Annotated in this window: 17 protein-coding genes; 7 read left to right on the top strand and 10 right to left on the bottom strand. The window is 54.9% G+C overall.

Annotation, left to right across the window (positions count from 1 at the left end):
* Window positions 1-10: 10 nt before the first annotated feature.
* The 9 genes from pta to ACR0KN_RS12205 form a co-directional block, all read right to left on the bottom strand.
* The gene (pta, locus tag ACR0KN_RS12245; RefSeq protein ID WP_480653823.1) at window positions 11-1,018 is read right to left on the bottom strand and encodes a phosphate acetyltransferase; all 1,008 of its coding nucleotides are present in this window, start codon (window positions 1,016-1,018) and stop codon (window positions 11-13) included.
* A 207-nt stretch (window positions 1,019-1,225) separates the two neighbouring features.
* Complete coding sequence (locus ACR0KN_RS12240) at window positions 1,226-2,290, bottom strand: aldolase/citrate lyase family protein (RefSeq protein WP_480653822.1); 1,065 nt, start codon at window positions 2,288-2,290, stop codon at window positions 1,226-1,228.
* A 13-nt stretch (window positions 2,291-2,303) separates the two neighbouring features.
* Window positions 2,304-3,104, bottom strand: coding sequence for a 2-oxo-hept-4-ene-1,7-dioate hydratase (hpaH, locus tag ACR0KN_RS12235; RefSeq protein WP_480653820.1), 801 nt, complete (start codon window positions 3,102-3,104; stop codon window positions 2,304-2,306).
* Window positions 3,101-3,955: a fumarylacetoacetate hydrolase family protein gene (locus tag ACR0KN_RS12230; RefSeq protein WP_480653818.1), complete on the bottom strand. Its 855-nt coding sequence runs from the start codon at window positions 3,953-3,955 to the stop codon at window positions 3,101-3,103. The genes hpaH and ACR0KN_RS12230 overlap by 4 nt, the downstream gene beginning before the upstream one ends.
* A gap of 91 nt (window positions 3,956-4,046) precedes the next feature.
* Window positions 4,047-4,898 (bottom strand): 3,4-dihydroxyphenylacetate 2,3-dioxygenase, encoded by an 852-nt coding sequence (gene hpaD, locus ACR0KN_RS12225; protein WP_480653816.1) that lies wholly within the window; start codon window positions 4,896-4,898, stop codon window positions 4,047-4,049.
* Window positions 4,899-4,940: 42 nt separating this feature from the next.
* Window positions 4,941-6,452, bottom strand: a complete 1,512-nt coding sequence (gene hpaE / locus ACR0KN_RS12220) for a 5-carboxymethyl-2-hydroxymuconate semialdehyde dehydrogenase (RefSeq protein ID WP_480653814.1) — start codon at window positions 6,450-6,452, stop codon at window positions 4,941-4,943.
* 3 nt (window positions 6,453-6,455) lie between these two features.
* The gene (locus ACR0KN_RS12215) at window positions 6,456-6,854 is read right to left on the bottom strand and encodes a 5-carboxymethyl-2-hydroxymuconate Delta-isomerase (RefSeq protein ID WP_480653812.1); all 399 of its coding nucleotides are present in this window, start codon (window positions 6,852-6,854) and stop codon (window positions 6,456-6,458) included.
* A 146-nt stretch (window positions 6,855-7,000) separates the two neighbouring features.
* A complete protein-coding gene (locus tag ACR0KN_RS12210; protein ID WP_170543985.1) occupies window positions 7,001-7,714 on the bottom strand; it encodes an aspartate/glutamate racemase family protein in 714 nt (237 codons plus the stop codon).
* Window positions 7,711-8,415 (bottom strand): GntR family transcriptional regulator, encoded by a 705-nt coding sequence (locus ACR0KN_RS12205; RefSeq protein ID WP_480653810.1) that lies wholly within the window; start codon window positions 8,413-8,415, stop codon window positions 7,711-7,713. Before ACR0KN_RS12205 ends, ACR0KN_RS12210 begins: the two co-directional genes overlap by 4 nt.
* A gap of 103 nt (window positions 8,416-8,518) precedes the next feature.
* Here ACR0KN_RS12205 and ACR0KN_RS12200 point away from each other — a divergent pair, with 103 nt between their 5' ends.
* Window positions 8,519-10,213, top strand: coding sequence for a thiamine pyrophosphate-binding protein (locus tag ACR0KN_RS12200; RefSeq protein WP_480653808.1), 1,695 nt, complete (start codon window positions 8,519-8,521; stop codon window positions 10,211-10,213).
* On the opposite strand, the gene ACR0KN_RS12195 is transcribed toward ACR0KN_RS12200, so the two are convergent.
* Window positions 10,174-11,094, bottom strand: coding sequence for a LysR family transcriptional regulator (locus tag ACR0KN_RS12195; RefSeq protein ID WP_170774415.1), 921 nt, complete (start codon window positions 11,092-11,094; stop codon window positions 10,174-10,176). The two genes, ACR0KN_RS12200 and ACR0KN_RS12195, sit on opposite strands and share 40 nt — an antisense overlap.
* 97 nt (window positions 11,095-11,191) lie before the next feature.
* Here ACR0KN_RS12195 and ACR0KN_RS12190 point away from each other — a divergent pair, with 97 nt between their 5' ends.
* The 6 genes from ACR0KN_RS12190 to ACR0KN_RS12165 all read left to right on the top strand — a co-directional run bounded on the left by ACR0KN_RS12190 (window position 11,192) and on the right by ACR0KN_RS12165 (window position 17,458).
* On the top strand, window positions 11,192-12,325 hold the full coding sequence (locus tag ACR0KN_RS12190; protein ID WP_480653806.1) for an enolase C-terminal domain-like protein: 1,134 nt from the start codon (window positions 11,192-11,194) through the stop codon (window positions 12,323-12,325).
* Window positions 12,322-13,572 carry an NAD(P)/FAD-dependent oxidoreductase gene (locus ACR0KN_RS12185; RefSeq protein ID WP_480653804.1) on the top strand — a complete coding sequence of 417 codons (1,251 nt, stop codon included), beginning with the start codon at window positions 12,322-12,324 and terminating at the stop codon, window positions 13,570-13,572. The genes ACR0KN_RS12190 and ACR0KN_RS12185 overlap by 4 nt, the downstream gene beginning before the upstream one ends.
* Before the next feature lie 52 nt (window positions 13,573-13,624).
* Window positions 13,625-14,599 (top strand): TRAP transporter substrate-binding protein, encoded by a 975-nt coding sequence (locus tag ACR0KN_RS12180; RefSeq protein WP_480653802.1) that lies wholly within the window; start codon window positions 13,625-13,627, stop codon window positions 14,597-14,599.
* A 68-nt stretch (window positions 14,600-14,667) separates the two neighbouring features.
* Window positions 14,668-15,201 carry a TRAP transporter small permease gene (locus ACR0KN_RS12175; RefSeq protein WP_170406962.1) on the top strand — a complete coding sequence of 178 codons (534 nt, stop codon included), beginning with the start codon at window positions 14,668-14,670 and terminating at the stop codon, window positions 15,199-15,201.
* A gap of 4 nt (window positions 15,202-15,205) precedes the next feature.
* Entirely contained in the window at window positions 15,206-16,519 is a 1,314-nt protein-coding gene (locus tag ACR0KN_RS12170) for a TRAP transporter large permease (RefSeq protein WP_010441588.1), read from the top strand.
* A 126-nt stretch (window positions 16,520-16,645) separates the two neighbouring features.
* Window positions 16,646-17,458, top strand: a complete 813-nt coding sequence (locus ACR0KN_RS12165) for a hypothetical protein (protein ID WP_480653898.1) — start codon at window positions 16,646-16,648, stop codon at window positions 17,456-17,458.
* Window positions 17,459-17,876 lie beyond the last annotated feature (418 nt).

Below are 17,876 nucleotides of genomic sequence, written 5' to 3'. Positions count from 1 at the left end.
GTGCCTGATTCTAGGATTCAATTGCCTGAAGGATGGTCACAGCGATAATCTGTGTCACATCCTCTGCACTACAGCCCCGCGAGAGGTCGTTGGCTGGTTTGGCTAGGCCCTGAAGAACCGGTCCAATTGCCAGATAACCGCCTAACCGCTGGGTCATCTTATAGCCAATATTCCCGGCATCCAGATTTGGGAAAATCTTGATGTTCGCCTGTCCGGCAACTGTCGATCCGGGTGATTTGCGTTCGCCGATCGATGGAACAAATGCGGCGTCAAATTGCAATTCTCCATCAACATTCAATTCCGGGTGTTTCGCCCGGAGTATTTCTGTTGCGTTGACTACTTTGTCGACCGACGGGTGGCGTGCGCTGCCCTTGGTTGAAAAGCTCAGCATCGCGATTTTTGGTTCTTCCCGCAGCAAGGCACGCGCGGAAACCGCCGACGCAGCAGCAATACTCGCCAATTCTTCCGAATTCGGGTCTATTACTAATCCGCAGTCAGAATACAGCATCGCCCGTGCACCGGGTTGTGCGTTTTCGGGCGGGTACATCAGAAAAAAGGATGACACCATTCCAGCGCCAGGTTTCATGCCAATGACCTGAATTGCGGTTCTGACAACATCGCCAGTTGTATGTACCGCTCCTCCCACTGTGCCTGTTGCGTGTCCGAGTCTCACCAGCATCGCCGCATAGACCAATGGCGTTTCCGCCGCCTGTCGCGCCTTGGCTTCGTCAACACCCTTGTGTTTTCGCAGGTTATAATACTCGGCTGCAAAAGCCTCAGTCAGGGAAGATTGGGCCGGGTCGTGGATCGAGATACCGTCGCCTGCTGATGCGTCTTCGGCCTGCAATGCGGCTTCAACCTCTGTTTTTGGTCCGACCAGAATGATATCGGCGACACCGGCACTATGTGCCGCCAGCGCCCCTGCTACTATCCGCGGGTCTGCTCCTTCGCTCAGCGCCACAACAGGGCGGGTTGTCGGCGCATTCGCCTTCAGCAGCTCGATTGGCGTCAAGGTCATCGGTACCCGTCCTTCTCCACTAGAATTGGCAGCAACGCTCGGTTGAGGACATTGGAGTACACCAATTGGCTTGCCCGTAGTTGCACTGCGCCGGTTCGTCTCACAAACAATGGTTTTGTTCAATGCGTCAAACGGCGCGACGCTGCCAGTAAGCGACCAGAAGTGGGCCAGTTGTTGACTCGTCGCTGTCAAATCTGCGTGAACGGATCAGGAAGAACTCTGATCCCAGATCGGCGTGCATTCTTCGCGGAAGGCGAAGCGTAAGAGGTGTTGTTCAATAATCTGTTTCCAATGCTCCAGGTCACCGCGCGCGCCCGTTGTAGCGACAATCGACAGATAGTCTTGGGTCGCCGACATCTCGACAGATTTGCCATCCGAAAAGTTGATCCGGCCGTGCGTCTCGTTGAATTCAACCTCGGCCTTGTGCGACCAGTGCTTGCAGAGTTGTTGCAGATATTTGCTGCTGTTGGCCGAGGTCATCCGTCCCGATGCTGTCTGGTCAGGAAGCAGGCTCAACGCTTGTTGCGCGCTCGTGCGAATAGCACTAGCAAACCGGGTTACATCAATGTCGGTGGCTACAAAGGTTGCACCCAGATCAAGACATTGGCGTTGCATCTCGGGTTCCGTGGTCAGAATACCCGCTGCCTTGCCAGTAGCCACTGTGCGTTTTATGGCATCAAGCACGGCGGCTTTGACCTCTGGGTGTCCTGCCTGGCCGATATGGCCCATATCAGCAGCCAGATCTGCTGGTCCAATAAAGACCCCGTCAACCTCGGTCTCCAGTATTCCGTCAAGTGCCGCCATGCCGGCACGGTTTTCAACCTGAACGATCAGACATATCTGGTCATCTGCAGTGGTGAGATAGTCGTCGATTGCGGCGAACATCGACGCCCTAGCTAAAGACGAACCGACACCGCGTGACCCAATAGGCGGATACCGAACCGCCCGAACCAGTTCTTCTGCCTGATCCTTAGTTTCAACCATTGGTACAAGGAGACTTTGAATACCCGCATCCAGATATTGCTTGATCAACCATGTTTCGCCGATCGGCAAGCGGGCGAGTGGTATGCTGTCGGAGGCTTCAATCACGCGCACCTGTTCCAGTATCGAGCGCAGATCATTCGGGGCATGTTCGCCATCTACTAGCAGCCAATCAAATCCGGCGGTTGCCGAGATTTCGGCGGCGTATGGACTTGCCAAGCCAATCCAGCAACCCATTTGGGGGCGTTTTTCTTTTAGCGCGATCTTAAAGCGGTTTGTTGGGGCAGGCATGGCGAACTCTCTTTTAAGCGAAGCGAATGTCAACGGACCCAAACGCGCCGAAATCAGCATGGATTTCGGTCCCGGAAGGGCATTCGACCGGTCGGATAAAACTACCGGACAGGATAATCTGGCCGGGCTCAATGCTTTGGCCATATGTGGCCATGCGGCGCGCCAGCCAAACAACGCTTTCGATTGGGTCGTTCAGCACACCCGCTCCCAGTCCGGTTTCTTCGATTTCACCGTTGCGGAATGTCAGAGCTCCGACCCATCGCAGATCGGCAGCATCGATCTTATGACGCGCAGCACCCAACACAATGCCAGCATTGGCCGCATTGTCACTGATGGTATCGAACACGGTTCGGGTCTTGCCGGTCTCGGGGTCTACACGCTGGATCCGCGTATCGAGAATTTCGATGGCAGGTGCGACATATTCAGTGGCTGCAATCACATCTTCTCGGCTCACGTTGTCTCCACCCAACGGAGATTTGGTGACAAAGGCGATCTCAGCTTCGATGCGGGGCTGAATGAATCGGTCGGCAGGCACGGTTGCGCCATTGTCAAAGATCATGTCGTCAAACAGGATACCGCTGTCAGGGATATCGATGTTTAGCGCGTATTGCATCGCTTTCGAGGTTAGGCCGATCTTCCAACCAACCACGCTGCGACCCTCGGCCAACTTGGCGCGGTAGATAGCGTTTTGTACCTCATAAGCATCATCCATCCCCATCTCAGGATGACGCAAAGACAGAAGGCCGATCTGATTGCCGCTGCGTTCGGCGTCAAGCAAGTCTGCAGCGGCTTTTGCGTGTTCGGCGGGCGTCATACAATTTCGTCCTCGATGCCATTGCGCAAAGTCCCAATGCCTTCGACTTCGATTTCGACCACGTCGCCTGGCTTGAGGTATTTAGGCGGATCAAACCGCGCACCCGCGCCTGTGGGCGTGCCGGTAACGATTATATCCCCAGGCTGCAGGGTCATGAAGGTCGAGATATATTCGATCTCGCGTCGGATCGGAAACATCATGCGGTTCAGCGTATCGTCCTGACGTACCTCTCCGTTGACGCGGGTGACGATACGGGCGTCATCCAGCTGAGAGGCGTTGGTAAATGGCACCAGCCACGGCCCGATGGACCCAGAACGATCCCAGTTCTTGCCTTGCGTGACGTTAAATTTCGCGTGCCTGACCCAATCGCGGATCGTGCCTTCGTTGCACAGTGTCAGCGCTGCGACATGGTCATAGGCCTGATCCTGAGGGATACGTCGCCCCGTTTTGCCGATGACAATCGCAACCTCGCCTTCGTAGTCCAATGTGTGGTTTTCGGGAGGACGAACGAGGTTTTGTTCATGACCCGTAAATCCACTGGCGAAACGTGGAAACAGCGACATGTATTTCGGTTGCGCGCTGCCATCTTTGTACTCGGCATTCCGATCAGGGAAATTTACTCCAACGCACAGGATGCGCCGCGCATTGGGCATGACCATTTCATAGGTGAACTCGGTGTGTGTCACAGGTTTGCCTTTGGCAACCGCCCCTAGCTGGTCCAATGCACCTGCAGCTATAACATCATACAGAGATGGCCAGTGGGGAAAATCCGGCGAAAGGGCGATCATGCCCTCATCGGCAACCGCCCCGTAGAATAGTTCTTCATTGGCTGTGTAAGTTGCATAGCGCATTGATTTTTATCCTCGTTAGCGGGGTCCGGTCTCATACTGAAATTCAACTGTTAGCCGCCACACTCAGGTTCTGATTCAGCAATTCGAGGGTTCAAACGGGGAAGATGACATTGGTCTGTCCGGTGCCCGAGCTGGGGAAGTACTCAGTCACGACCTCGCACTTCTTGTCATAGGCATCCCATCCCAGTGCGCCATACAGCATCGCCGTGTCGTGCATCGAACCTTCACCACAGCAGAAAGTGGCATAGTCGCCCAGCATTTTGAGGAATGTGGCGTGGTCGCCGTTCTTCCACATTTCAAGAACGTGCAAGTCCATCTGGCGGTTGAATTCCGAGCTGATGGTAAATGTGCCGTTATTGGCAGCGTAATCCTTGTTGGCCCAGATCTTGTGCGACAGGGAACCGGACGCGACCAGCAGCACCTTCTCATCGCTGGCCTCGACCGCCTCGCGAATGGCTTCACCGATGATCCGACTTTCGTCGTGATCGTGAACCGTGGCCCAAGCAGCGACGGAGACGACCTTCATGTCATGCTCGCGGCTCATGAACCGCATCGGGACCAAAGTGCCATATTCCAGTTCAAGACTGTCCAGATGATGCGCAAGCGTATAGGCGCCCTTATCCGATGCGATTTTGGCAATCGCATCCCCCATTTCCGGGTTGCCCCGATACGAATAAGGCAGGTTTTGAATGAACTGAGGGAATTCGTTTGAGGTGAACAGCCCCTCGAACTTCTCGTTCGCGTTGATGTGGAACCCGGCATTGATCACCCAATGGGTGTCACAAATAACCACTGTGGTTGCACCCAGCTCTTTCGCGCGACGTGCGATTTCGCGGTGACCGTCAATGGCTGGCTGACGTTTGCCTTTTATCGGCCCTTCCTGCTCGGACATAAGCAGCGTGGGTACGTGGGTCATCTTTGCAGCAAGAACGATTTCGCCCATGATCTCCTCCTGAATTTTCAGTCTTTCGAGCGGGTTGGCCTATTATAGCTTACCCAATTGCATGATTTTGTGTTGCCCTGTGGCAAACCCGATATGCTTTTGTTCCATATAGAACTCAAAGCTCCAATCGCCGCCATCGCGACCTATGCCGGATGCCTTTACCCCGCCAAACGGTGTGAGTAGGTGTCGAACGTTCTCCGAGTTTACCCATATCATCCCAGCCTCGAGCTTGTCGGTAAAGCGTAGGGCGCGGGTCAGATCGTTGGTCCAGACATAACCGGTCAGGCCATAGTCGGTGTCGTTCGCCATAGTCAGCGCCTCGTCCTCGGTCGAGAAGGGGATTGAGGTCAGAACGGGTCCAAATATTTCCTCTCGCGCAATCCGCATCTGGTTATTGGCGTTAGTGAACAGGGTGGGGCGGACAAAATAGCCTTCGTCGCCGACCTTTTCGCCACCTGCAGCGATTGTGGCACCGTCAGCCTTGGCGATGTCAAAGTAGCTGGTGACTTTGTTGTAGTGTTCTTCGGTTACAATCGGGCCAATCTCGGTTGCTGGGTCCAGCGGATGCCCGACCTTGATGTTGTTGACACGTTCAATCAAGCGGGCTTCGAATTCCTCTTTGATCGTATCTTGTACCAGCAAACGCGACGATGAAGTACAGCGCTCACCGTTGATCGAATAAATCATGAAGATTACCGCATCCAGCGCACGATCCAGATCGGCGTCATCAAACACGATCACTGGATTTTTTCCGCCTAGTTCAAGATGCATCCGCTTCAGTGTATCTGCCCCTTGCTTGGTGATAATGCTTCCGGTGCGGCTTTCACCTACAAAAGCAATTGCTTTGATCGCAGGATGCTCAGTCAGACGTTTGCCTGCATCATGACCAAAACCGTTTACGGTGTTCAGAACACCTGGTGGAAGCCCGGCCTCTTCTGCAATTTCTACTAGCAGTCTTGCGGTTAGCGGGCTATCTTCGGCCGGTTTGTGAACTACGGTGCAGCCCGCAGCCAACGCAGGAGCGATCTTCCATGTGCTCAGCATGAACGGCGTGTTCCATGGCGTGATCACACCCACAGGGCCGATCGGTACGCGGGTGGTAACATTCATCAAGGTTGGTGATTTCAACTGCTGACCATCGCGGGCCTGCACCACCTGATCAGCAAAATAGCGAAAGTTCTCGGCCCCGCGCAAAGCTGCCTTGGACATGAACCGCCATGTCTGTCCCGTGTCCCAGCATTCGCATAGGGCAATCTCTTCGGCGCGCGTCTCGATTGCGTCAGCAATGTTGATCAGAATTTTCTTTCGTTCTGTTGCGGGCATGTCCCGCCACGCTGGAAATGCGTCCTTTGCGGCTTGGGCCGCCGCATCTACATCAGCCTCAGTGCTGCGGGCCACATCACAGATGGTGCTTTTATCAACTGGTGTCGTGGATTGAAACACACCACCAGAGCCATCGTGGTCTTTCCCATTGATCCGGTTTCTGATTCCAGTTTCCTTGAAACGGGTCAGATAGCCAGCCAGTTTTTCGATATTGCTGTCCAGTGCGCTCATGTATCAGGTCTCCTGACGGGCCGCGCCCATATGGTCGCGGATCGTGCCGGTTTTTGGGGAAAGCTCAGGGTCTATGTCACGCATTTCCAGCGACAATGCGATTGAATGGCGGGCCATAGCCGGGGCCAGATAAGTATTGGCTGCCTCAAAGATGCGCCGAGTGGCATCTTGTTTCACATCTTCACTGCGACCTGCGCGCAGGCGGATCGAGATATCGATAAACCCGTGGGCCGGGTTTCCATCGGCGATGGCATAGTGATCGACCCGCACCGCGCGAATGCGAATTCCGGGCGTTGGGAAGGTATCAATATCCGCCGCTGCCGCGCGGAGGCATTCGCACAGACCGCTCATGTCCACGATATTTTCGAGGTTTCCCGAGTAGTCGACGTGAAAATGCGGCATAGCCCCTCTCTCTGCGATTATTTGATAAACATGTTAAGTAATGTGCCCGCTGAGGTCAAGCGCTTTCCTTAACATATTAACCGTAGGGAAGGTGATATGGGCTTCCTAAGTTAAGTGTGTAGGGGCAGTTCCTATGTTCTGGGACTTTACAGGTACTCAGGCGGAGTTAGTCCGGCATGAAACCAGTTTATGAAAGACACGATGGAAAATACGGGCAGGCCTGTCGCTTTTTGAATATCCGGCGCGTAGGGACACATATTGGTGCATTCCAACACGATGGCGCCAAGGTCGGGATTGTCGGACTGAAGGGCAAGCGCCGCTTTGACATTGTCGGTGCGGGCTTTGTCCACATCCAATGTCAGTTTGTTTTCAAGGATCGCCGAGGTAAATTCGATACCTCCTTCGGTTGTGCCGATTGGTGTGCCCTCGGGAACACGAGCTTTTCTTAGGTGTTCTTTGCTCAGCGTCGATGCGGAAATGGTCAGTACTCCGGCATGTTTTCCCGCAGGCAAAACGCGATTGACCATCTCAACCTGCATCAAAGAGGAGGTTGCTACAGGGACAGATACCGCGTCGGCCAGTTCTTCCTGAAACAGCGAGAGAAAGCCGCAATTGGTGGTGATCCCGTCCACCCCATCTTTGACAAGGTCTCTTGCGGCGTCGATGAACGCGTCCAGCAGCCCTTCTGCCCGTTGCCGGACCACAAGATCAGGTGAAGCGTTGCGAACAATGCGATACAACACCGGGAACGACCATGTCTGCGCATTCCCCATATCGCCGGGAACCCGCGGAAACTGGGCGTCCAGCATGAGAATCCCGACGGATGCACCATAGATAGATTTGCCACCCTTCGCGATCATGACTGCGCCTCCTGAATGATGCGGGTCGAGATATCTTTGGACCCTTCCATGTAGATACTGGATATCCCATGGCGCACCGCATCCTGCACCTGATCCATCCGCTTGTTGATGTGGGTGCCCAAAACCCGTGCAGCTTCATCGGCATCTCGGTCCATCAGTGCCTGCATGACACGTTTATGCTCGTCTTTCGATCGCTGAACCCGGTCAAGGCTCATGGAAATCCAGCGAATATAGCGAATGCGCTCGTTGATCCGTGTCAGCGTCTGCAGCAACTCTTTGTTTCCGGATAGTTTGGCTATTCCTAAATGGAATGCCTCGTCCCGGGTCACCGCTTCTTCGACCGTCAATCCGGTGATATCGATACCGGTTGCATACAGCTCATCATGGAGCGCCTGCAATTGTTCTAAAGAGGCTTTAGTACACGCCGCTCGGACTGCGGCGGTTTCGATGATTTGGCGCAACTCGAACAAGTCAAAAATGCTTTGGGCATCCAGAGGGCGGCAAAAAAAACCCTGTCCTGGGCGAAAGTCGAACAATCTCTCTGCGACCAACCGGTTCAAAGCCTCACGCAATGGGGTCCGGCTGACGCCCAATTCTTTCGATAGTGCGACTTCGTTCAATCGATCGCCGGGACGCAGGCGGAATGAGACCGCCATCGCCTTCACCTGATCGTAGATGTCATCAACGCGTGGACCCGCCATAAGCATTTCTCCTTGATCTACAGGTGCCACACGCCGTTCTTGAAATCAATATACAAAACTGTATACAGTACTGTGTGCAGGAAGAATCGAAAGGGTATCTACCATGACGGGAACGAATTATCTGACCGGAGCCGAAGCAATGGTTCGTATGCTGGAAGCGCATGGTGTGAAGCACATGTTTGGCTTGTGTGGTGATACAACCCTGCCGTTCTATGACGCGCTGGCCCGCATGGATCATGGTATTCAGCACATTCTGACCCGGGACGAGCGTCATGCAGCCTATATGGCAGATGGTTACGCACGGGTGACTGGTAAGCCAGGTGTATGCGAAGGCCCTTCTGGGGGTGGGGCGACCTACATTCTACCCGGTGTGGTCGAGGCCAATGAAAGCTCGGTCCCTATATTGGCAATTACCTCAGATGTGGCAACGACCAGTCGGGGGAAGTATCCGCTCACCGAATTGGACCAGCCCGCGTTGTTCAAACCGCTGGCTAAGTGGAACGCATCACTGGATGATGCCACGCGACTGCCAGCCATGGTGCGTGCTGCTTTTCGAGCGATGACAACTGGAACTCCCGGGGCCACACATCTTGCTCTGCCCTTTGACACTCAGAAAGCGCCGGTCGATGAGGCCGAAATCTGGGCGGATGCCCGGCATCGCAGTTATCCAGCCGAGCGCGCAGGGCCTGATCCGGACGCGATCGAGGCGGCAGCAGAAATACTCGCGGGATCGAAATCCGCAGTGGCGGTCTGCGGGGGAGGACCTGTTTTGTCCGGAGCAACAGACGCCCTGCGCCGTGTCGCGGCGCTGTTGGATATGCCCGTTGCCACGACAGTATCCGGGCAGGGTTCCATCGCCGAAACAGATACTCTTGCCTTGGGTGTCGTCGGGTCGAATGGCGGGGTACCTGCCACCCGTGCAGTGGTGGACGCAGCCGATGTCGTTCTTTTCATCGGCTGTCGTGCAGGATCAGTTACGACTGAACGCTGGAGAAGCCCCGCGCGCAATGCCACTATCATTCATATCGACAGTGAACCGATGGTGATCGGGGCCAATTATCCGACCGAGGTTGCAATTTGTGCCGACGCCCGATTGGCGCTTGAGGCTTTGGCCCAAGCGCTGGGAGAACGGAGTGATCTGCCAAAGCTTGGTGGTGCTGCCAAAGCCAGCGCCGCATGGGCGGCCAAGATGGCGGCCTTCAACTCACTCGCTGCTAGCCACAAAACACCGATCCGTCCCGAAGCGGTTATGGCTTCGCTGATGGATATTTTGGATGACGATTCGATTGTGGTCGCTGATCCAGGCACGCCATGTCCTTATTTCAGTGCACATTACCGCTGGCGGAAACCCGGTCGGCATTTCATTACCAATCGAGCCCATGGGGCGCTGGGGTATTCTTTGGGTGCTGCTATGGGCGCACATGTCGGGCGGCCTTCGGTCAAGACGTTATCCGTGATGGGGGACGGCTCTTTTGGATTCACCTGTGGTGAGTTCGAAACCATGGTGCGACACAACATGCCGATCACATCGATCGTGTTCTCGAATTCAGTCTTTGGCTGGATCAAAGCGGGACAGAACGCGGGGTTTGGCCAGCGCTACTACAACGTCGATTTCAACCGCACCGACCACGCCGCCGTCGCAAGCGCCTTTGGTGTGAAATCCTGGACAGTCAAAGACCCTGAGGATCTACCGAAAGTTCTGAAACAGGCGATTGAGCATGATGGACCGACACTGGTCGACATCCATTCCCAACAGCTTCACGAAGCGGCAGCACCCGTCTCAGAGTGGGTCGCGTAGGAGGCGATCGAAGGGGTTAGTTGGGCCATAAAATCCTGAGCAATCGTTGAAAGAGGGCGTCCTTTGGCGGTGATGATTGCCAGATCCAGCATCACGGCGGGTCGGAAAGGTCGGGTTTGATACCCGCTCTCGCCATCAAAAGTAACGGTAAAGGGGTCGATCATCGCAACCCCCATACCTTGCTTAACGAAGCTCAGCAGATTTTCGGACAGATGGGTGTGGATCTGAGTCCGCCAGGTGCGCCCCGCGGATTGGAAGATGTCCCTGGTCCGCCTGTGTGTTTGATGTTCAGGACCCATCACGATGAACGGTTCATTTTCGAGTATCTCGGGTGTGAGCACATCATGGGCAGCCAATGGGCTTCCTTCTGGGAAGGTTGCCAGCGTTTCAAACTGAAAGACTTGGTAGTTTAGCGTGTCATGCAGAATGGGCATCTCAACAATGCCGATCTCAAACAAGCCAGAGATTACCCACTCTTGAATCTTCGAGGAATATTGCGATTGAAAACTTACCGATAGGTTCGGGCGGCTTTTGGCGAAGCGAGCAATCTCACGCGGCATGAAGCCGAAGGATAAAAGATGTGGTGCGGCGATCTGCAATTGGCCGGGGTGCTTGTTCTGCAGATCCGTGACGGCCTGCGCCACGTGGTCCAGGCCTCGAACAACCGTATCAACCTCGCGATACAGCAATTCAGCTTCTGGCGTAGGCAGAAGGCGTCCTTTGTTACGCTCAAATAGAGGTAGCCGCGCTTCTCGTTCGAGTTGGGCCAGAAGGTTACTGATACCCGGCTGTGAGATTCCAAGCACCGAAGCCGCGCCTGTCACGGTTCCGGTCTCCATTATTGCATGAAAGGCTTGCAGCTGACGAAAACGCAGGGACATGTTTTACAGTATCATTTTTTCTGATGATCTCTAGATAATATAGTATTTGAAATGATAGCTCGGTCAAGGCAGGCTCTCGCCATAGGCTGGGGGCGCAATGGGAAATCTGTCACAGAAAATCATAGGCTATGATCTTTGGCACCTTGAGTTGCCGGTTACCTCGCGCCGAGATCACGGTATTGGGTCCGTTGAAGGCGTCTGCGAAGTCGTTGTTCTGCGTCTCAAGTCCGAAGACGGCAACGAAGGGTTTGGTGAAGCGTCCCCTTGGTCCGTTTTCACAGGCACCCCCGAAGCCACCTACGCAGCCCTGGATCGTTATCTGCGCCCACTCGTGGTCGGAGAGGTGGTAGCTAATCGGTCAGCGATCATGGCGCGGGCGGCTTATGCGGTCGCACATTGCACCGAAGCGAAGGCCGCATTGGAGACTGCGTTGCTTGATCTTGCAGGCAGGATCAGCGGAGTTCCGGTTTGGTCCCTTCTGGGTGGGCGGTGTCGTGAGACCATCCCGCTCAGTTGCTCTATCGCGAATCCAGATTTTGTGCAGGATATTGACCTCTTGGCTCGGTTGCAGACGGATGGTGTTCGCCTTGTGAAGCTCAAAACCGGGTTCAAAGATCACGCCTTTGATATCATGCGACTAGAGTATCTCGCTCAGAATTATCCGGAGCTTTCGGTTCGAGTGGACTATAATCAGGGGCTCAGTATTGAGGACGCTCCCGCTCAGGTACGTGATGTTGCGCAATTCGCTCCGGATTTCATCGAGCAACCCGTCCGGGCCCACCATTTCGGTATGATGGGCAAGCTACGACAAATGATCGACGTACCGCTGCTGGCCGATGAGAGTGTCTTTGGCCCTGAAGATATGGAACGTGCCGCGCGCGAGGGCATTTGTGATGGGGTATCTGTGAAAATCATGAAATCCGGTGGTCTGACCCGGGGGCAGTCTGTGGCCCGTGTTGCTGCAGCACACGGTCTGACAGCCTATGGCGGCGATATGTTCGAGGCTGGACTGGCACATCTGGCAGGAACGCACATGATTGCGGCAACCCCTGAGATCACGTTGGGCTGCGAGTTCTACCAAGCTTCCTATTTCCTGAAAGAAGACATTCTGGAAAGCCCCTTCCAAGTCAGCGGCGGCCAGGTGGTCGTCCCTGACGCTCCTGGTCTCGGCAATAGGCCAGACATAGCCAAACTTGACCATTATGCAGTGGCAAAGGCGGTGGCGGCGTGAGCGAGAAGAAGACCATAGCGATCATCGGTGCCGGGATCGTCGGCGTGTCTGCTGCGGTATGGCTGCAGAGGGAAGGACATAAGGTAATCCTGATCGACAAGGCGGGACCGGGGGAGGGGACCTCCCACGGCAATGGGGGCGTGCTGGCGTCCTGCTCGATTGTGCCAGTGACTGTTCCGGGGCTTCTCAGAAAAGCGCCCAAAATGCTGCTCAGCCCGTCGCAGCCATTGTTTTTGAAATGGGGGTACCTGCCAAAGCTGGTCCCTTGGATGACCCGCTATCTGAGTCATGCGAATGCATCAGATGTGGAACGCATCGCTGCAGCTCTGACACCAATTGTTGGCGATAGCCTGAACGACCATAAAGCGCTGGCCGAGGGCACTGGCGCTGAAAAGTGGATCGTGCCATCCGACTACCTGTTCCTCTACAAAGACCGGACGCATTACAAGGAAGACGCATTTGGGTGGGACATTCGTCGTCGGAACGGTTTCATATGGGACGAGTTGGAAGGCCCAGCCTTCCATGCCTATGACCCGGTCTATAGTGAAGACATCGGTTTTGCTGCGAAGCTCTCGGACCACGGCCACATCACTGACCCGGGTCGCTATGTCAAAGATCTGGCGGCGTATGTGGAAGCAAATGGAGGCACGATCCTTCGTGCCGCAGTCGATGATGTGGTTCAGGAGAATGGAAAGGTAACCGGCGTTCGTACGGGTGGGGAAACCATCGCGTGCGAAACTGCGATCGTAACCGCAGGCGTTTGGTCAGGACCTTTAGCCAAGCGTTTGGGCATTTCTGTTCCCCTTGAGAGCGAACGCGGCTATCATCTTGAATTGGTGGAGCCTTCTGCCATGCCGCGCAGTCCGGTCATGGTGGTTTCTGGCAAATTTGTTGCCACACCGATGGATGGCCGCATTCGTTTGGCTGGCATTGTGGAGTTTGGCGGACTTGATGCGCCACCCTCGCGCGCGCCGTTTGAATTGATGCGCAAGAATGCCCGGATGGCTTTCCCGGGTTTGACATGGAAGGAGGAAGTGGAATGGATGGGGCACCGCCCAGCACCAACTGACTCGATCCCAATTATTGGTGAGGCTCCGGGGATCAGCGGTGCGTATATGGGCTTTGGGCACCATCACATAGGCCTGACAGGCGGGCCGAAAACGGGGCGACTTCTGGCCCAGATGATTGCGGGCAGAACCCCGAACACAGACATGAGCGTCTATGCACCCTCGCGTTTCGCAATATAGAAATGACTGGCGAAGAACGCCGGCGCGTCAAAACTTAACAGGGAGAAACATGATGAAAAAACTGACAAGCCTTCTGGCGGCAACCGCTCTGACAGCTGCCGCAGTCGCACCTGCAATGGCCGAGAAATGGGATATGCCGATGGCCTATTCGGCATCAAACTTCCACTCGGCCACGGGCGCGGAATTTGCCAAATGCGTGACCACCGGCACAGGTGGAGAGATTGAGATTGTCACGCACCCTTCTGGCTCGCTGTTCAAAGGTGCCGACATCAAGCGTGCGATCCAGACCGGGCAAGCCCCAATTGGTGAGCGTCTGCTGTCTGGTCACCAGAACGAAAACGCTCTGTTCGGGTTTGACTCGATCCCGTTCCTGGCAACGTCATTTGATGACAGCGCCAAACTTTGGGAGGCCGCCAAACCTTCGATTGAAAATCTGCTGGCCGAGCAGAACCTGACCCTGCTCTATGCCGTGCCATGGCCACCGCAAGGTCTGTACTTCAAGAACGAAGTGAACTCGGTCGCGGATATGGAAGGGATCAAGTTCCGGTCCTACAACAATGCCACTTCGCGGTTGGCCGAGTTGACCGGGATGCTACCAGTCACTATCGAGGCGGCTGAGATCAGCCAGGCCTTTGCAACCGGTGTGGCGGATTCCATGGTGTCGTCCGGTTCAACTGGATATGACCGCAAGGTCTGGGAAAGCCTGAACTACTTCTATGAGGTGGATGCCTGGCTGCCGCGCAACTATGTGATGGTCAACTCAGAGGTGTGGTCTGGTGTTTCGGACGCCAATAAGAATGTGATCAAAGGCTGTGCGGAACTGGCCGAGTATGCCGGTAACTGGCGCGCCAAGGAATATACCGGCTTTACGCTTCAGGGTCTGCGCGATGGCGGTATGACCGTTGGTCCTGCGTCCGAGCAGATGACGAATGAGCTGAAAGAAATCGGCGTCACCATGACGAACGAGTGGCTTGAGGCCGCTGGTGACGAAGGCAAAGCCATCGTCGACGCGTTCAACTCTCAGTAACCACTCCAATGCGGGCGGCGGTCCAACCTGCCGCCTGCTCCCAATCTACAAAACACAGCGGGGACAGCATGGCGGCAATGCGAGGGCTCAGGTCCGTACTGGATTTCATCTATCTGGCAGCAGGGGTTCTGGCGGCGCTCAGCCTGATTGCCATTCTGGTGTTGATTGTGGTGCAAATGCTGGCCCGTTGGACCGGCGAAGTTTTTCCCGGCGCTCCGGATTATGCAGGATACGCGATGGCTGCTGCGTCGTTTCTGGCCTTCGCCAACGCCCTAAACCGGGGCAGCCATATTCGGGTTTCCATCCTTTTGAATGCGGTTCCCGATGGCTTTCGCAGAATTCTCGAAATCTGGTGCTTTGCCATCGGCTCTGCCGTCATGTGGTATTTCTGCTGGTACGCCTATCGATTTGTGTACTGGAGTTGGAAGTTCAACGACATAAGCCAGGGGCAGGACAAAACCGCCCTTTGGATACCTCAATCAACCATGCTGATCGGAGCGGTCATTCTCGCCATCGCGCTCACCGATCACCTGTTCCACGTCCTGTTCAAGGGTGATCACCGCATCACCCGTGATCTGGCCGATCAGAGCCACGGAGAGTAAGAGCATGGAGAATATATCCGTCATTATCCTCTTCCTCTTTGTCCTCTTCACCTTGCTGGGCACCGGTGTCTGGGTCGGTCTGGCCCTTATGGGCGTCGCATGGGTCGGGATGGAACTATTCACAACACGCCCTGTGGGCGATGTGATGATCACGACTATCTGGTCAGCGTCGTCATCCTGGACACTGACCGCCTTGCCGATGTTCATCTGGATGGGCGAAATCCTCTACCGCACGCGATTATCCGAAGACATGTTCAAAGGGCTCTCACCGTGGATGGCACCTTTGCCTGGCGGGTTAGTGCATACGAATATCGTAGGCTGTACTGTGTTTGCTGCGGTCTCGGGGTCTTCTGCGGCCACGCTGACTACGGTTGGCAAGATGTCTATCCCGGAACTGCGAAAGCGCAACTACCCCGAACGCATGGTCATCGGCACACTAACCGGAGCGGCAACGCTTGGGCTAATGATCCCACCGTCGTTGACGTTGATCGTCTATGGGGTGACAATCAATGAATCGATTACCAAGCTGTTCTTTGCGGGTATTCTGCCTGGCCTTGTGCTGGCTGCGATGTTTATGGGCTACGTCGCCATCTATTCCAAAGTTGGCAAAGACTGGAACCCCAACGACGAGGGCAAGTTGACCTTTTCCGAAAAGGTCAAGAACTCTCGTTTCCTATTACCGGTGATCTTGCTGATTATGGTGGTAATCGGGTCTATGTATCTGGGATATGCCACCGCGACCGAGGCGGCCGCATTTGGCGTGATCGGAGGTCTGTTGTTGGCCGCGGGGCAGGGGTCGCTGAATTGGAAGACCTTCACTGAAAGCCTGATGGGCGCGACTCGTACCAGCGCAATGATCGCCCTGATCCTTGCAGGCGCTGCGTTCCTGTCACTGTCGATGGGCTTTACCGGCCTGCCGCGGGGGCTGGCTGACCTGATCGCGGGGTGGGAGTTGACACGGTTCGAACTTTTGATGGTCCTGCTGGTTTTCTATGTCATTTTGGGTTGTTTTCTCGATGGGATTTCTTCGGTCGTGCTGACCATGGCCGTTGTCGAACCGATGATCCGTGACGCCGGGATTGATCTCATCTGGTTCGGGATTTTCATCGTGGTCGTCGTCGAGATGGCGCAGATCACACCGCCCATCGGGTTCAACCTGTTCGTGATGCAAGGGATGACCAACCACGAGATGAGCTATATCGCGCGTGCTGCTATCCCTATGTTCCTGATCATGGTGCTCATGGTTTTTGTTCTGATCTGGTTCCCTGAACTGGCCACCTGGTTGCCTGAAAACCTGCGCCAAAGTCCGGGCGGGTAGAACGCCTTGAACCCGCTTCACCTCGCGGCACGTCACGGCCCATATGTCTTGGTGTCGGGGCTTGTCGCAGGCCTTTTGTTACCAGGACTGGCCGAACCAATGCGGCCGTTCCTGCCACCCTTGGTCATGGTGTTGCTTTTTCTAACGCTGCTGCGGATGAAACCAGGTGCCATTTTGGGTTCGCTGGTTGATCTGAAGCAGGTTGCCGTAACAATCGTTGCCTTTCAGCTGGCCATGCCGCTGTTGGTGGCGGGAGTAGGTATTGTTTGTGGCTGGACTGATACTCCGGTCTTTCTGTCTTTGCTAATCATGGCAGCGGCTCCATCTATTTCGGGCAGCCCCAATATGTGCCTGATGATGGGATATCCCGCAGAATACGCGATGCGGCTGGTCGTGGCGGGGACTGCTGTGTTGCCAATTACCGCCTTACCAATTTTTTGGCTGATGCCTGAATTGGGTGATATGCAGGCTGTGTTGATGACCACCCTTCGATTGTTTCTTACCATCGTGGTCGCTATCCTCTCTGCCGTTGTGTTGCGGAGGACGGTTCTTCGCGAGCCGTCAGACGCCACGCTTCTAAATATGGAAGGTGCGGCAACGATCACGCTTGCCGTATTTGTTGTCGGCCTGATGCCATCATTGAGTGCGGTGGCCATAGTTAACCCAGGAGCGGCTATATTTTGGATTGTGTTTGCTTGTGTTATTAATTTTGGCGCTCAGGTGGTCTCGTTCCGATTGACGCGCACTAGTCTCCCTCCTGCAAAGGCAACAGCGGTTTCCTTGATAGCTGGAAACCGGAACATTGCTATCTTCTTCGTCGCGCTACCCCCTGAAGTAACTCTGCCCATCATGGTATTTATCGGGGCCTATCAGATCCCGATGTATCTTACGCCGCTGATCATGGGTCGGTTGTATCGGCAGGCAGATCCAGTGGCTTGACTTTCTAAGTTACGGATGCGGCCAGCAAACTCGTCAGAACGCTTATTCAACAATCAAAGAAACGAAAGTCTAATTCTAACTAAGAAATGTTGCCCGTATAGCGACCAGATTTCAACGCATGCCTGATGCGCGCGGTACTTGGAGTGTAGAAGCAAATCGGAAATTTTAGTCGGACAATTTAGGAGCCGATTATTAGGGGTTGTTGCTGGCTTGATCGTTGGACCAAACGATGCGTTCGTGATTTTTCTGACAGCCCGTTTAGATGGATGGCTGCGCTGCTGACCCGACCTGGTGGATTAGCCCTGAATAACCCAGCTTTCAACAAACTTGAATGGCCTCCAATTGAGCCAGGTGGATTTCATAAAATCCTCTTTTGTGCCGATGCTCATCGCTCTGATTTCGTAGGCTGGCTCTCTGG

It is taken from the genome of Ruegeria sp. AP7 (assembly GCF_056539905.1).
Note: the sequence above shows the minus strand (reverse complement) of the source record. Positions and strands in the feature narration are given on the sequence as shown.